Origin of the sequence: Anaeromyxobacter sp. SG64 (genome assembly GCF_022690745.1) — a bacterium.
GTDB lineage: Bacteria > Myxococcota > Myxococcia > Myxococcales > Anaeromyxobacteraceae > Anaeromyxobacter > Anaeromyxobacter soli.
Genome location: NZ_JALCZB010000103.1, coordinates 1 through 14,440 on the forward strand (window position 1 = coordinate 1; position 14,440 = coordinate 14,440).

A 14,440-nucleotide genomic window follows, 5' to 3' on the forward strand; every position below is an offset into this window, starting at 1 on the left:
GCGGCGGGCGAGGGCGGGGGCGCGTCGGCGCGCTGGGCCGGGACGCCGCCCGTCGGGCGGGGCGGATCGGCCGGCGCGGCGACGATGGTGCGCGGCTCGCGCTCGCAGGCGGCGAGCGCAAAGGCGAGGGCGACGGGGAGGAGCGCGCGGGGGATCATCGGTGGGGCTCGAGGCGAGGCGGAGCCGGAGCGGCCCCGCAGCCACATTCACATGGGGTAAACTCCGATCGGCACCACGTCGCCCGGCGGCGCGGCCGCGAGGAGCCGGGCGACGGTCTGGCCGGTGCCGGGCACGACCCGGTCCGGGCAGAGCTCGGCGAGGGGCGCGAGCACGAAGCGGCGCGTGATGAGCCCCGGGTGTGGCACCAGGAGCTCGGGCGTGCGGATCACCTGGTCGCCCAGGAGCAGGAGGTCGAGATCGAGCGTGCGGGCCGCCCAGCGGACGCCGGTGCGGCGCCGGCCGCAGGTGCGCTCGACCCGCTGGAGCGCCTCGAGGAGCGCGGGCGCGGGCAGCTCCGCCTCGAGCTCCAGCACCGCGTTGAGGTAGCGGGGCTGCGGCGGCCCGACCGGCGCGGTGTCGAACACGCGCGAGCCGCGCAGCACCGCGACTCGCGGCTCGGTCCGGAGCGCCCGCGCGGCGTGCGCGAGGTGCCCCCAGCGGTCGCCGAGGTTCGTGCCGACGGCCACGTAGGCGCGCATGCGCCTGCCCTAACACGCCGCCTGGGCTCAGACCACGGGATTGCGGAGCACCCCGATCCCGGCGATGTCCACCTCGACCCAGTCCCCGCGCCGGATGGGCCCCACGCCCTCGGGGGTGCCGGTGGCGACGACGTCGCCCGGCAGGAGCGTCATCACCTGGGAGATGAACGCGAGGAGCGCGAACGGGTCGACGGTCATGTCCCGCGTCGAGCCGCGCTGCCGCTCGGCGCCGTTGACCCGGCAGACGACGGGGAGATCGAGCGGGTCGAGCGACGTCTCGACGAACGGGCCGATCGGGCAGAAGGTGTCGAAGCCCTTCGCGCGGGTGAACTGCTTCTCCTCCCGCTGGATGTCACGCGCCGTGACGTCGTTCAGGCAGCTGTACCCGAACACGGCGCCGCGCGCCTCGGCGGCCGTGGCGCGCGAGAGCGGCCGCGCGACCACGACGGCGAGCTCCGCCTCGTGGTGCACCTCGCTCGACTGCTCCGGGCAGCGGATCGCCTCCTGCGGACCGACGACCGAGGTCGGGGGCTTCAGGAAGAGGAGCGGCTGCGCGGGGAGCTCGTTGCCGAGCTCGCGCGCGTGGGCGCGGTAGTTCCGCCCGACGCAGACGATCTTGGACGGCTCCACGGGCGCGAGCAGGGTCACCTCGGCGAGCGGGAGCGCCCGCCCCTCGGGGAGCCCGCCTGCCCACGGCGCGGCGTTCAGCGGCCGGACCTCGCCGCCCTCGACGACGCCGTAGCGATCCTGCCCCCGGTGCCGGAAGCGGCAGATCCTCACCTCGAGCTCCGCAGCTCGAGCACGTCGGCCATGTCGTAGAGACCGGCCGGCCGCCCCGCGACCCAGTGCGCCGCCCGCACCGCGCCCCGCGCGAACTGCTCGCGGCTCGTCGCCCGGTGGGTGAGCTCGAGGCGCTCGCCCTCGCCGCAGAAGAACACCGTGTGCTCGCCGACGACGTCGCCGCCGCGCAAGGTCTGGATGCCGATCTGCCAGGGCGGGCGCTCGCCGAGGATGCCGTGGCGCGTGTACGCGAGCGCGTCGGCCGGATCGCGATCGAGCGCCCGCGCGGCGACCTCGCCGAGCGCGACCGCCGTCCCGGAGGGCGCGTCGCGCTTCCGCTTGTGGTGGATCTCGACGATCTCGACGTCGTAGGCGTCGCCCAGCGTCTTCGCGGCCTGGCGCACGAGCTCGAACAGCACGTTCACGCCCACGCTCATGTTGGGCGAGAGGACGATCGGGACCTTCCGCGCCGCGGCCGCGACACGCGCCTTCGCCTCCGGGGTGAAGCCGGTCGAGCCGATGACGAGCGCGACGCCCTTCTCCGCGCAGACCTCGGCGTTGCGCGCCGACGCCTCGTGGCTCGTGAAGTCGATCACCACGTCCGCGCCGGCGATCGCCGCGGCGAGATCCTCGGCGACCGCGACCCCGAGCGGCGGGAGCCCCGCGAGCGTACCGGCGTCCTGGCCGGCGTGCCCGGGCCGCTCCACCGCGCCGGAGAGCTTCAGCCCCTCGTCGCCGGCCACGAGGCGGACGATCTGCGTCCCCATCCGCCCGGCGGCGCCGGTCACGACCACTCTCACCATCACCCTTCCTCCGGCCCGCGAGGGCCTCACGTCACGCGAGCTTCAGCCCGAACCGCGTCATCGCCTCGCGCACCCTGGCGAGGCTCGCCTCGGAGATGGGCGCGAGCGGGAGCCTGAGCTCGGGGCTCGCCCGGCCGAGGAGCGCCACCCCCGCCTTCACGGGCCCGGGGCTCGTCTCGACGAACAGCGCCCGGTTGAGGTCGGCCATCCGGACCTGCAGGTCGAGCGCGCGGCCGAAGTCGCCGGCCCGCGCCGCGACCACGAGGTCCTTCATCGCGCGCGGCGCGATGTTGGAGATCACCGAGATGACGCCGTGGCCCCCGCAGGCGATGTAGGGCAGCACGGTGAAGTCGTCGCCGGAGAGGAAGGCGATCGCGTCCTTGCCGATCCGCTCCACGAGCTGGACCTGCCGGTCCATGCTCGCGGTCGCCTCCTTGATGCCGACGATGGCGCCCGCCTTCGCGAGGCGCGCCACGGTCTCGGGTCCCATGTCGACGGAGGTCCGGCCCGGCACGTTGTAGGCGATGACCGGGAAGCGGCTCGCCTCCCAGATCGCCTGGTAGTGCTGGTACAGCCCCTCCGGCGTCGGCTTGTTGTAGTAGGGCGTGACGACGAGGGCGGCGTCCGCGCCGAGCGCCTTCGCGGCCTTGACGCCCTCGATCGCCTCGTGGGTCGCGTTCGAGCCGGCCCCGGCGATGACGAGGGCCCGGCCGCGGACGACCTCCACGACCGCGCGGACGACCTCGGCGCGCTCGGCGGGGGTGAGCGTGGCCCCCTCGCCGGTGGTGCCGCAGGGCACGATGCCGTCCGTGCCCTCCGCGATCTGCCACTCGGTCAGCTCGCGCAGGGCGCGGAGATCGACCGCGCCGTCCTTCATCGGGGTGACGATGGCCACCATCGAGCCTTCGAGACGCGGCATGCGGCTTTGACCTCGGCGAGGGGAGAGAGGCGAAAAATGTATCCGATCCGGTCGGAGGCGGAAACCGGCGCGGTGGCGCCGGCCTCACGCGGCGGGGCGACCGCTCATACCCGCTCGGGCGCGGGCGCCGGCTCCTCGCCGCGGACGAGGTCCGCGTAGGTCTCGCGGCGGCGGGCCAGGAACGCCCGATCTCCCTCCACGAGCACCTCGGCGGCCCGCGGCCGCGCGTTGTAGTTCGACGACATCGCGAACCCGTAGGCGCCTGCGGAGCGGACGGCGAGGAGGTCGCCCGGCACGGGCTCGGGCATGCGGCGCTTGCGGGCGAGGAAGTCCGACGACTCGCAGATCGGCCCCACCACGTCGGCCACGATCTCGCGCTCGCCCTCGCGGGGGCGGCCGACGGGCTCGAGGTCGTGGTGCGCCTCGTAGAAGGCCGGGCGCACGAGGTCGTTCATGGCGGCGTCCACCACCACGAACGTCTTGCGGCCGCTCCGCTTCACGTGGAGCACGCGGGTGACGAGCACGCCGGCGTTGCCGACGAGCACGCGGCCCGGCTCGAGCAGCACCTCGCCCTTCCAGCGGGCGAGCGCCTTGCGGATGGCGGCCCCGTACTCGTCGGGGTGCGGCGGGTCCTCGTCCTTGTAGCGGATGCCGAGCCCGCCCCCCACGTCGAGGTGCGCGAGGGGGATCCCCTGCTTCTCGAGCTCGCGCGCGAGCGCGAGGACGCGGTCGATCGCGTCGAGGAACGGCTTCACGCTCGTGATCTGCGAGCCGATGTGGGAGGCGACGCCCACCACGTGGAGCGCCTCGTCCTTCGCGGCGAGCGGGTAGAGCCGCCGCGCCTCCTCGACCGAGACGCCGAACTTGTTCTCGCGGAGCCCGGTCGAGATGTACGGGTGCGTCTTGGGATCGACGTCCGGGTTCACGCGGAGCGCGATGGGCGCGCGGACGCCCATGCGCCGCGCCACGATCGAGACGCGCGCGAGCTCGCCCGCGCTCTCCACGTTGAGCACGCGCACGCCGGACTCGAGCGCGAAGGCGATCTCGTCGTCGCGCTTGCCGACGCCGCTGAACACCACCTTGCGCGGGTCGCCGCCCGCCTTGAGGACGCGGTACAGCTCGCCGGCCGACACGATGTCGAACCCGGAGCCGAGCTTCGCGAAGCGCGCGAGCAGCGCGAGGTTCGCGTTCGCCTTCACGGCGTAGCACACGACGTGGCGGATGCCGGCGAGCGAGCGGTGCAGCACCTTCCAGTGCCGCGTGAGCGTCGCCGTCGAGTAGACGTACAGCGGCGTGCCGTAGCGCTCCGCGAGCCGCTCGAGCGGGATCGCCTCCGCGTGCAGGACGCCCTTCTTGCGCTGGAAGTGGTTCATGGGCAGGGCTGCGCGCCGGGCGCGCCGTCGGTCGAGGTCGGGGCCGAGGTCGGGTTCGGGGGCGAGGTCGGATCCGGCGCCGAGGCGGGGGACGTCGCCGGGGTCGGGGGCGGCGCGGTCTGCTCGCGCTCGATCCCGGGCGGCCGCGGAGGCGCCTTCACGCCGCAGCCGGCCAGGAAGGCGGCGACGCCGAGCGCGCCGAGGCGGCTCACCGCGGCTCCTTCGCGAGCGCCTTCTCCCAGCGGGCGAGCTGGCGCGCCACCTGCTTCGGCCCGGGGGCGCCGGGGAGCTCCCGGCGGGCGAGGCTCCTCCGCGCGTCGAAGCAGCGGAGCACGTCCTTCTCGAACGCGGGGTGGAAGCGGCGCCACTCCTCGGCGGTGAGCTTCGCGAGCGGTCGGCGCTCGGCGGAGGAGAACGCCGCCGCCTTGCCGACCGCCTCGTGCGCCTCGCGGAACGGCACCCCGCGCTCGACCAGGTACTCGGCCGCGTCGGTCGCGAGCGCCTCGCCGGAGCCGAGCGCCTCCTCCATCCGATCGGCGTGGAACGTGGCCGTCTCGATCGCGCCCGCGACCGCGTCGGCGGTGAGGACGAGCGCCTCGGGGCCGCCGATGAGGGGCCGCTTGTCCTCCTGCATGTCCCGGTTGTACGAGAGCGGCAGGCTCTTCACGATGGCGAGCAGCGCGACGAGGTCGCCGATCGCGCGCCCTGCCCGGCCGCGCGCGAGCTCGCCCACGTCGGGGTTCTTCTTCTGCGGCATGAGCGACGAGCCGGTCGCGAAGGCGTCGGCGAGCGACATGAAGCCGAACTCCTTCGTGGTCCAGAGCACGATCTCCTCGCCGACGCGGGAGAGGTGCACCGCCGCGAGGGCGCAGGCGAAGAGGAGCTCGATGGCGCTGTCGCGGTCCGACACGGCGTCGAGCGAGTTCTGCGTCACGCCGGCGAGGCCGAGCGCCCGCGCGGTGGCCTCGCGGTCGAGCGGCAGCGTCGTGCCGGCGAGCGCGCCCGAGCCGAGCGGCGACACCGCCGCGCGGCGGCGGACGTCGGCGAGCCTGTCGCGATCCCGCGCGAACGCCTCGACGTGGGCGAGGAGGTGGTGCGCGAGGGAGACGGGCTGCGCGCGCTGCAGGTGCGTGTAGCCGGGGAGGATGGTCTTCTCGTGCTCGCGCGCGCGGGTGACGAGCGCGCGCTGGAGCCGCCCGAGCGCGGCGTCGCAGCGGTCGCAGGCGCCGACGATGAAGAGCCGCTCGTCGAGCGCGACCTGATCGTTCCGGCTGCGGCCGGCGTGGAGGTAGCCCGCGTCCGCGCCGACGAGCTCGCCGAGCCGCCGCTCCACGTGGGTGTGCACGTCCTCGAGGGCCGGGTCGAGCCGGATCTTGCCGGCGGCGAACTCCTCGCGGACCTGATCCAGGGCGGCCACGATGCGGCGCGCCGCCGCCTTCGGGACGATCCCCCGCTCGGCGAGCATGGTCACGTGGGCCTGGCTGCCCCGGATGTCCTCGGCGTAGAGCGCGCCGTCGTCCTGGATCGAGACGGAGAGCGCGACGAGGCGCGGATCGGCCTCGCCCGCGAGCGCGGCGCGGGACACGGGCTTCGACTTCGTCTTTGGGCTCATCGGGGTCGGCGACGCTAGCACACCCGCGCTGCCCCAGGAATCCCTGCGATTTCCCCTGGCTCGCACGCAAGAGCGCGGCGAGCATCGCGCCCGGAAACCCGACCCGAGACGACGAGGAGACCTGCGAATGGCGAGCGAGATGATCGTGACCTTCCCCGGGAACAAGAAGGTCGACACCCAGATCGGCAAGCACGTGATCCGCACCGATCAGCCCGCCTCGGGCGGCGGCGAGGACTCCGCCCCCGCGCCGTTCGGGCTGTTCCTCGCGGCCATCGGCACCTGCGCCGGGATCTACGTCCTCGGCTTCTGCCAGAAGCGCGAGCTGCCGACCGACGGCATCCGGATCCGCCAGCGGAACCACTTCGACGAGGAGACAGGGGTGCTCGCGCGGGTCGAGCTCGACATCGAGGTCCCGCCGAGCTTCCCGGAGAAGTACCGCGACGCGCTCGTGCGCGTGGCCGATCAGTGCGCCGTGAAGAAGGCGATCCAGGCCCAGCCGCGGTTCGACGTGCGCACGGTCGTCGCCGGCTGACCGGGAGGCCGCTCGTCACGGCGAGATTCGAGCCCGCTGGACGCAGGCCGTCGCGCGTCCCGTCGGTTAGCGCGAGGGGCGAAGCCCCTCCGGCGGGGAACGGTCGCGAACCCGCGACAGCGGGCGCGACCGTTCACGGGCCCCGCCGAGCAGGGGTGGGGCCCCCGGCGGCGGCGGTCAGTCGCCGGCGGGGGCGGGGGCGCAGCCCCCGTTCAGACACCGCCGGGCGTGCCTGCTTCGCGGGGTCCCCTCTAGAACTTCGCGACGAGCCCGAACGCGAGGAGGTGGGCGCGGGAGAGCTCGCCCGGCCCGAACGCGCCGAACGGCTCCAGGATGCCGTACTGCCCGTAGGCCTGGAAGCCGGCGCCCGAGGTGTACGTGAGCATCGTGTCCGCCTCGAGCCCGAGCCGGTTCGTGCCGGTGCCCGGCCCCGTCGAGCTCGGGGTCGACTCCGCAGAGATGGCCTGCGAGTAGACGAGCTGCGCGTCGAGCGCGAGGCCCGGGAACATGTCCCAGCGGATCTTCGGCTTCACGTACCAGGCGTCGGTCACCTGCCCGAGGATGCGGCTGAACAGGATGAGGTCGACCTTGTAGGCCGGGTTGAACCGGAAGTTGCGGATGCTCCGGTCGTTCGTGCCGTTGAACTGGGGGCCCTCGAAGGTGCCGTAGCCGGGGAGCGAGCCGTCCGCGTTGAAGCGGCTCGGGATGTTGCCGAAGCCCGGCGCGTCGTCGCCGCTGGCCGCGCCGAACTCGCCGCGGAGGGTGACCTTGTTCGGGATGGCCTTGTACTCGGTGACGAGGCTGCCGCCCCACTGGCGCAGCTCCACCCGCGAGACCGGCTTGACGGTGAGCGTCGGGTCGGTGTCGGAGGCGGGACCGACCGTGAACGCCTGGCCGATGTGGCCGTAGACGCCGACCGCCTCGGCCTCCACGCGCCAGCGCTGCGTGAGCACGCGCACCCAGAGGTCGAGGACGTGGCCGTAGCTGCGGCGCCGGCCGACGGCGAGCGAGGAGGACGGGTCGAGCTCCGCGCCGAAGCCGTCCTGCGCCCAGGCCGGGATCGAGTCCCGCTGCGTCCGGTAGTTGTAGTAGGCGCCGAAGTTGAACGAGGACTCGTTCCGGTCGAGCTTGCGCCGGATCTCGTCGTCGGTGTCGACGCGCGCGGCCTTCACGGCCCAGGTGCGTGCGTCGTCGGAGGAGTCGGCGTCGAACGGCTGGCCGACGCCCGCGCCGAAGCGCGGATCCGGGCGCAGCGCGCCCTCCGTCTCGAAGTCGAGGATGGGGACGAGCGTCAGCGCGCCGATGGGCGTCTGCACGGGCGGGAGCGCGAACTGGATGCGGTCGACCGTGTCGCCGTAGTCCTCGTCGACGCCGCCGCCCGCGTTCGTGAGGAGCCCGAGCCCCCACTCGGACGGCATGCGGCCGAAGCTGAGCAGGCCGACCGGCGTCTGCACCTCACCCCACACCCGCTTCGGCAGGATCGGGTCGCGATCGGCGGTGGGGTCGTTCGGGTAGAGCTGGCGGGTGCTGCCGTAGAACTGCGCCGGGAAGGGGCTGTACGGATCGTCGAAGAGCTTGCTCGTCGAGGAGCCCAGCACGTAGTTGTCGAGCACGTCGATCTGCGCGCGGACCCGGACGAGCTCGGAGACGTTCAGCGTCGGCTCGAGGCGGAGCCGCATGTTCGCGGTCGCGATCGTGCCGCGCGTGGGCCGGACGCCGGCGGTGGGGTCGGGGTTGAAGACCGGGACCGGGTACAGGTAGTGGCCCGACGCGTCGGGCGCGCGGCCGAGGGCGAGATCGTCGGAGAGCTGCCCGCGCACGCGGTAGTAGCCGTCGAGCTCGAAGAACTCGAGCTTCGGTCCCTCGGCGACGGTGCCCATGAACTCCGCCGCCGACTGGGCGCCCTGGATCTCGGCGCGGACCTCGTCGCGGAGGTCCTCCTTCAGCCGCTCGACCTCGCGCTGGATCGCGGCCTTGGTCTCGGGCGGCAGGTCCGTCGCGGGCTTTTCGGTGCCCTTCGTCTCCTCCGGCTTCTTGTCGTCCTGCGCGCGCGCCGCGCCGGCGAGGAGGAGGAGTGCCGCGAGGGCGGCGAGCAGACGGGACATGCAGGTGACCCCTTGAAAGGAGGGCAGGACGAAACGCGGTGATACAACACGCGTTCCCGCGGTCGGTCAACCCCGATGACGGAGCGCGGCCCGAGGGGCCGCGGGGAATGCGCCGCAGGCCTCCAGGAGATCCGAGGCGCAGGAGCCCGGGCCCGGAGAACGCCTCGCGGACGCGCGCCGGGGCGCACGGACCCGAGGGCCTTCGAGTCAGGCGCGCGCCGCGGGCGCGAGGAGCGAGGACGCCCCCCGGCGGCGGGACCGGGAGCGCGCGCCGATCAGCGGTGCTCGCCGCCGCCCTGCTTCAGCTCGACGAGCACCCCCCGGCTGCCCTTCGGGTGGACGAACGCGACCTTCGAGCCGCCCGCGCCGGGACGCGGCTTCTCGTCGAGCAGCGGCGCGCCCTGCGCGCGCAGCGCCGCCATCGCCTGCTCGATGTCGGGCACCTCGAGGCACACGTGGTGCAGCCCCTCCCCGCGCTTCTCGATCGCCTTCGCCATCGGGCTGCTCGGGCCGGAGGGCGAGACGAGCTCGATGCGCCCCGCGCCGTGGCCGAAGATCGCGACCCGCACCTGCTCGGTGGGGACCTCCTCCACCTCGGCGAGCTCGAGGCCGTAGACGTCGCGGTACAGCCGGATCGCGGCGTCGAGGTCGGCGACGAGGATGGCGACGTGGTCGAGCCCGTTCATGAGGCCTCCGTGCGCCTCGCGGCGCCGCGAGCGAGCGGCGCGGCGCCCGGCATGAGCGGCCTTCGGCGCGAGGGAGGTGGGATGATAGCGCATGGCGCCGCCCGCCCGGACGAGGGGCGGGGGCGAGCGGCGTCACTTCCCGGACTTCACCTCGACCCCGAGGACCTTCAGCGCGCCGAGGAGTCCGACGGTGTCGACCTGGGGTCCGGACCCGAGCGCGAGGTGCGTCGCGTCGGCGACGGGCTGGCCGAAGGTGGGGTCCATCGCGATCCACTCGCCCGCGCTCCGCACCTCCACCCAGGCGTGCCAGTAGAGCGCGTCCTGCCCGTCCTCGTAGCGCGCGTAGACGAGCCCGTGCACCGCGCGCGCCGGGATCCCGAGCGCGCGCGCGAGCGCGACGAGGAGCACGCTGTGCTCGGTGCAGTCGCCGCGGCCGGCGGCGAGCACGTCGCTCGCGCGGTCGTGGCTCGCGCCGTACGCCTTCTCGAGCCGGCGGTACACGTCCTCGGAGAGGAGCTGGGCCGCCGCGTACGCGCCGGGCGCGTTCCCGGCGACCTTCTTCGCGAGCGCCGCGATGGCCGGCTCGTCGGAGTCGGCCTGCGGCGACGGGGCGAGATCGTCGGCGCTCGCGCCCTGGGCGGCGCGGGCGAGGGGGGTGTCCTTCTTCGGGTCGGCGGCGAGCGGCGGGCGCACCGCCACGGTGAGCAGCGTCTCCCCGGCGCGGCCGCGCCCGAAGCGCTGGCGCGCGTCGCCCTTCTGGAAGGAGGGCGGCAGCCCGGCGAGGCGGTAGACGATCGTCGCCGGGACGCCGCGCGGCAGCGGGCGCGGCAGCGGGACGCGCGCGAGCGCGAAGAGGTCCACCTGGTCCAGGCTGCGAGCGGTCTCCTCCGGCTCGGGCCGCGCCACGATCGCCTCGCCGAGCCGGATCTCCACCACCCGCCCGTCGTCCGCGACGCGGTACTCGGCCGCGAGCCGGTCGCCCGCCTCCGACTCGGCCACGACCGACACCTCCTCCTGCACGCCGCCGCCGGCGATGGTCTCGCGCCGGAGGAAGACGTCCTGCATCTCCTTCACGCGCAGCTTCTCGAGGTCGAGCTGCTTGCCGCGCACCGTCCCGCGCCGCGCCGCCGCGAGCCGCACGCCGTCCGCGAGCTCCGCGGTCTCGGTGACGCCCTCGACGGTGCGCTCCTGCCGGCCGGCGGGCGTCTCCTCGACGAGCCTGCACACCGCGCGCGCGCAGGTGCCGGACACCGTCCGGTCGCCGCCGTCGCCCGCCCACACCGCGCGGACGGCCACGAGCGGCCCCTGGTGCCGCGCCTCGTAGACGCGCTCCTCCTCCTGGCGGCGCTCCACCGTCTTGCCGCCGACGTTCGCGCGCACGAGCGTCTCGCTGCGGCCGACGAGGACGTCCTTGCCGTCGCGCAGCTCGCGCGCGAGCTGGACCTTCGTGAAGCCGGCCTTCTTGCCCACGAGGTACAGGCCGAACCACTCCGGGCCGGGGGGCCTCGGGACGCTCAGCGCGTCCGGGAGCGCCGCGGCGCCGGCGGCGAGCTCTCCGCGGGGCGGGCGCGGGGGCTTCGCGGCCGCGGCCCGCTGCTCGGGGCAGCCCGCGAGCACGAGGGCGAGCGCGGCGGCGCCGGCGGCGAGGAGGTGCGTTCTCATGGTGCGTGTCCTTCCTTCGGAGAGGCGTTCTACCAGAAAGCCGGAGGATCCAACGGGGCTGCGCCCCGCCCCGCCGACGGATGGCGCCTCGGTGTTTCCGAATGGCCTGCCGGCTAGCTGGCGCCCGGGAGGACCGCCTCCGGCCGAGGTACCCAGCGCGTCACGAGCCGCGCGAGCTCCTTCTCGTCCTCCTCGCGCACGATGGCGTGCGCGTACCGGCCCTCGCCCGCGGTTGCGAGGCGCGAGAGGATGGCGCTGCCGTAGTGCGCCTCGGCGAGGAACTGCACCTCGAGGTCGGCGAGCCGCCGGGCGCGGAACACCTCGCGCGGCACCACCTCCTGCGCCCAGGTCGGATAGCTCGTGTTCGTCACGTGCATGTTCACGTCGATGTCGCCGTAGCGCACGTGGAACCGCTTCTGGTGCTCCCACTCGCGGAGCTCGGGGAGCCTGCCGGGCTCGAGGGTGAGCACCGGCGCCGAGGGCTCGCGCGGGAAGCGCGCGTCGAGCACGTCGGCGGGCCGCACCGGCCGCCGCGTGGCGAGGTCGAGCACGAACCACTGGGTGGTCGCGCGCGCGACCTCGGCGCCGTCCGCGCGGCGCACGACGAAGTCGCGCAGCGCGGCGAGCCGGTCGATGCCCGCGGGCCAGGTCTCGATCTCGAGCCGGTCGCCGAGGACGATGGGCACCGGGTTCTCGATGCGCTGGCGGGCGAGCACCCAGGTGAGCCCGCGCGGCATGAGCACGTCGAGCCCGACCCCGAGCGCGGCCGCGTGCTGCCCGGCGACCTCCTGCAGGTAGCCGGACAGGGCGGCGATCGCGATGGTCCCGAAGGCGTCCACCTCGTAGGTGTGGACGCCGAAGCGCTGGCGGTGGGTCTGCATGGCGCTACAGGCTAGCGCCGAACCGGACCGAGGTGAGGATCGCGTCGATGCGTCCCGTGTCCTCCGGCTCGGGATCGGCCTTGGAGACCTGCACGTTCACGCACACGCCCTCGCGCCAGAGGAAGAGGTGGGCGTGCTGCTGGCGGATCTTCCGGCCGCGCAGCTCGTCCAGCACGTAGGCGGCGCGCGCCCCTCCGCTCGCGTCGGACAGCGCGAGCTCCCGCAGGTCGGGCGCGCTCTTCCGGATCCGCTCGAGGATGCGCTCGCGGCAGGCGCCGGCGTCGGCGGCCCCGTGCGCGTCGCGCAGGGTCACCGACGCGACGAGGCCGCTCTGCGGATGGCGTCCGAGCACGAGCACGCCCTCCCCGTCCTCGGCGGGCCGCGGCTCGAACATCTCGAAGCCGGGGAGGTCCACCAGCACGGTGAACGCGCGGCCCGGATAGGCGACCGAGAGCGGCTCGGTCTCGGCCTCGGGATCGGGCGTGAAGCGCATCGCGCCGCTCTTCGGGGCGGCGGGGCTCCCGCCGGCGGACGCCGGGACGTGCCGCGCGCCGCGGACGACCTCGAGCACCGCCTCGCGCTGCGGTCCGGGCGCGTTGTCGAGCAAGGTGAAGGCGAGGATCATGTCGCCGACCGCGGCCGCGCCCTGCAGGAGGTGACGCCACTCGCCCTCGCCCGGCTCCCGGGCGGCGAACGCCTTGTCGGTCGCCGCGAACCAGTAGCCGTGCACCCCGCGCTCGCCGCGCAGCTCGTGCAGCGCGATCTCCTGCTCGACGCTCGTGGCGAGCGCCTTGCGGCGGGCGAGCTCGGCGAGGAGCTGCGCGGTGTCGCCCTGCGCGTCCGCGCCGAACGCCTCGGGGCTCGCGGGCGCCTCCTCGGCGGTCGGCGGGGGGTTCCAGAAGGGCGTGAGCAGCACCATGAACCCGCCGCCCGCCTTCGCGTCGCGCGGCTCGAGGCGGACGGTGAGCGCGATCGGCTCCTCGCCCTCCGCCGAGCTCGCCTTCCAGCCGGGCGGGAGTGCGATCTCCAGCTCGCCGTGCCCCGACACCTCGAAGCGCTGCCGGGACGGGGGCGCCGCGCCGCCGCGCCGGCCGGCGCAGGCGCCGAGCGAAAGCGCGACGGCGAGGCCGAGCACGAGCGCGGCGCGTCCGGTCGCGCGGTGGCGAGGCGTGGTCAATTCATCCCTTCCCTGCCGCCCTTCTAGCGTTTCCCGCTCTCCCATGCGAGCGACGCCCCGGGGAGTCCCGCGCGGCCTGCGGACGCTCGCGCGCGAGAGCCCAGGTGGGCCATCATGCGGCCGTGAAGCGGACCGCCGCCGCCGCGCTGCGCAACCGCGAGGCGATCGCCTCGGCACTCCGGGGCGTCCTGCCGCCGCGCGGCCTCGTCCTCGAGCTCGGCAGCGGTACGGGCGAGCACGCGGTGTACCTCGCCCGGGCGTTCCCCTCCCTCGAGTGGCAGCCGTCCGATCCGGACCTGGAGGCGCGCGCGAGCATCCGCGCCTGGTCGGCCGAGGCCGGCCTCGCGAACCTGCTCGGGCCGCTCAACTACGACATCCGGCTCCCGCTCTGGCAGGCGCGCCCTGCGGACGCCGTGCTCTGCGTGAACGTGCTGCACGTCGCCCCGCCGGAGTGCGCCGAGGCGCTCTTCCGCGGCGCGGCGCGCGTCCTGCCGCCGGGGGGACCGCTCGCGGTGTACGGGCCGTTCCGGCGGCGCGGTGCCCCGCTCGAAGGCCGGCTCGCGCGGCTCGACGCGCAGCTCCGCGCGCACGACCCCGCGCTCGGCGTGCGGGAGCTCGAGGCGCTCGAGGCGCTCGCCGCCCGGCACGGCCTCGCGCTCGATGCGGTGGTGGCGATGCCGGAGGAGGGCGATCTCCTCGTCGTGTGGCGGCGCGGGTGACGGCGGGGGCTTGCTCGCCTACGGAAACCGCGCGTTGTGCCCCGCGAGCTCCGCGCAGGCCGCCGCGAGCGCGCGGGCATCGAGCCAGCCGCGCTCGAGGAAGTACTCGCCGATCCGGCGCTGCATGCGCCCCTGGCGGCCCACCGCGGTGAGGAGCTGGAGGCGCGTGAGGTAGCCCGTGCGGAGCGCGTACTCGCCGAACCGCTCGCCGGTCGCGCCCTCCGCGCGGCGGCGCGCGAGCACCGCGGCGACCGTGGCGGAGTCGAGGAACCCGAGCTCGACCGCGATCCGGCCGAGCGCCGGACGCTGCGCGCGCTGCCAGGCGATGGCCTCGACGAACGCGGACCAGGGGACGCGCCCCGAGTAGTAGAGGAGCTCGGCGAGCCGCAGGCGGCGGCGCGGGAGCGGCTCGCGGGCGGCGTAGGCGGAGCGCGGCGGCGCGGCGGGAGCGGCCTCGCGCGCGGTGGGCCGAGGCGGAGGGCCGCGCGGCGGC

Annotated in this window: 14 protein-coding genes and 1 pseudogene; 2 read left to right on the forward strand and 13 right to left on the reverse strand. The window is 74.9% G+C overall.

The genetic code is table 11. From position 1 onward, the window contains the following. Window positions 1–206 precede the first annotated feature (206 nt). From folK to argH, 7 genes are all read right to left on the reverse strand, one after another. Window positions 207–698, reverse strand: coding sequence for a 2-amino-4-hydroxy-6-hydroxymethyldihydropteridine diphosphokinase (gene folK / locus MNZ29_RS20655; RefSeq protein ID WP_242340825.1), 492 nt, complete (start codon window positions 696–698; stop codon window positions 207–209). A gap of 27 nt (window positions 699–725) precedes the next feature. Further along, a complete protein-coding gene (locus MNZ29_RS20660) occupies window positions 726–1,478 on the reverse strand; it encodes a fumarylacetoacetate hydrolase family protein (protein ID WP_242340824.1) in 753 nt (250 codons plus the stop codon). Next, window positions 1,475–2,281: a 4-hydroxy-tetrahydrodipicolinate reductase gene (gene dapB / locus MNZ29_RS20665; RefSeq protein ID WP_242340823.1), complete on the reverse strand. Its 807-nt coding sequence runs from the start codon at window positions 2,279–2,281 to the stop codon at window positions 1,475–1,477. Before dapB ends, MNZ29_RS20660 begins: the two co-directional genes overlap by 4 nt. 31 nt (window positions 2,282–2,312) lie before the next feature. Further along, window positions 2,313–3,200: a 4-hydroxy-tetrahydrodipicolinate synthase gene (gene dapA / locus MNZ29_RS20670; RefSeq protein ID WP_242340822.1), complete on the reverse strand. Its 888-nt coding sequence runs from the start codon at window positions 3,198–3,200 to the stop codon at window positions 2,313–2,315. Window positions 3,201–3,304: 104 nt separating this feature from the next. Beyond that, window positions 3,305–4,573 carry a diaminopimelate decarboxylase gene (gene lysA / locus MNZ29_RS20675; protein ID WP_242356553.1) on the reverse strand — a complete coding sequence of 423 codons (1,269 nt, stop codon included), beginning with the start codon at window positions 4,571–4,573 and terminating at the stop codon, window positions 3,305–3,307. Next, window positions 4,570–4,785, reverse strand: coding sequence for a hypothetical protein (locus tag MNZ29_RS20680; RefSeq protein WP_242340820.1), 216 nt, complete (start codon window positions 4,783–4,785; stop codon window positions 4,570–4,572). Before MNZ29_RS20680 ends, lysA begins: the two co-directional genes overlap by 4 nt. Beyond that, a complete protein-coding gene (argH, locus tag MNZ29_RS20685; RefSeq protein WP_242340819.1) occupies window positions 4,782–6,185 on the reverse strand; it encodes an argininosuccinate lyase in 1,404 nt (467 codons plus the stop codon). The genes MNZ29_RS20680 and argH overlap by 4 nt, the downstream gene beginning before the upstream one ends. A gap of 127 nt (window positions 6,186–6,312) precedes the next feature. On the opposite strand from argH, the gene MNZ29_RS20690 reads away from it, so the two are divergent. Next, a complete protein-coding gene (locus tag MNZ29_RS20690) occupies window positions 6,313–6,717 on the forward strand; it encodes an OsmC family protein (RefSeq protein WP_242340818.1) in 405 nt (134 codons plus the stop codon). 251 nt (window positions 6,718–6,968) lie between these two features. Here MNZ29_RS20690 and MNZ29_RS20695 read toward each other — a convergent pair whose 3' ends face one another. From MNZ29_RS20695 to MNZ29_RS20715, 5 genes are all read right to left on the reverse strand, one after another. Further along, window positions 6,969–8,822: a TIGR04551 family protein gene (locus MNZ29_RS20695; RefSeq protein WP_242340817.1), complete on the reverse strand. Its 1,854-nt coding sequence runs from the start codon at window positions 8,820–8,822 to the stop codon at window positions 6,969–6,971. A gap of 275 nt (window positions 8,823–9,097) precedes the next feature. Then, window positions 9,098–9,508: a methylmalonyl-CoA epimerase gene (gene mce / locus MNZ29_RS20700; protein ID WP_242340816.1), complete on the reverse strand. Its 411-nt coding sequence runs from the start codon at window positions 9,506–9,508 to the stop codon at window positions 9,098–9,100. A gap of 132 nt (window positions 9,509–9,640) precedes the next feature. Next, on the reverse strand, window positions 9,641–11,170 hold the full coding sequence (locus MNZ29_RS20705) for a transglutaminase family protein (protein WP_242340815.1): 1,530 nt from the start codon (window positions 11,168–11,170) through the stop codon (window positions 9,641–9,643). Window positions 11,171–11,283: 113 nt separating this feature from the next. Next, the gene (locus MNZ29_RS20710; protein ID WP_242340814.1) at window positions 11,284–12,051 is read right to left on the reverse strand and encodes an acyl-[acyl-carrier-protein] thioesterase; all 768 of its coding nucleotides are present in this window, start codon (window positions 12,049–12,051) and stop codon (window positions 11,284–11,286) included. 4 nt (window positions 12,052–12,055) lie between these two features. Continuing rightward, complete coding sequence (locus tag MNZ29_RS20715; protein WP_242340813.1) at window positions 12,056–13,228, reverse strand: hypothetical protein; 1,173 nt, start codon at window positions 13,226–13,228, stop codon at window positions 12,056–12,058. A 122-nt stretch (window positions 13,229–13,350) separates the two neighbouring features. On the opposite strand from MNZ29_RS20715, the gene MNZ29_RS20720 reads away from it, so the two are divergent. After that, window positions 13,351–13,947, forward strand: a complete 597-nt coding sequence (locus tag MNZ29_RS20720; protein WP_242340812.1) for a DUF938 domain-containing protein — start codon at window positions 13,351–13,353, stop codon at window positions 13,945–13,947. An 18-nt stretch (window positions 13,948–13,965) separates the two neighbouring features. Here MNZ29_RS20720 and MNZ29_RS20725 read toward each other — a convergent pair. Then, window positions 13,966–14,440, reverse strand: a pseudogene (locus MNZ29_RS20725) (molecular chaperone DnaJ); the annotation flags it as partial.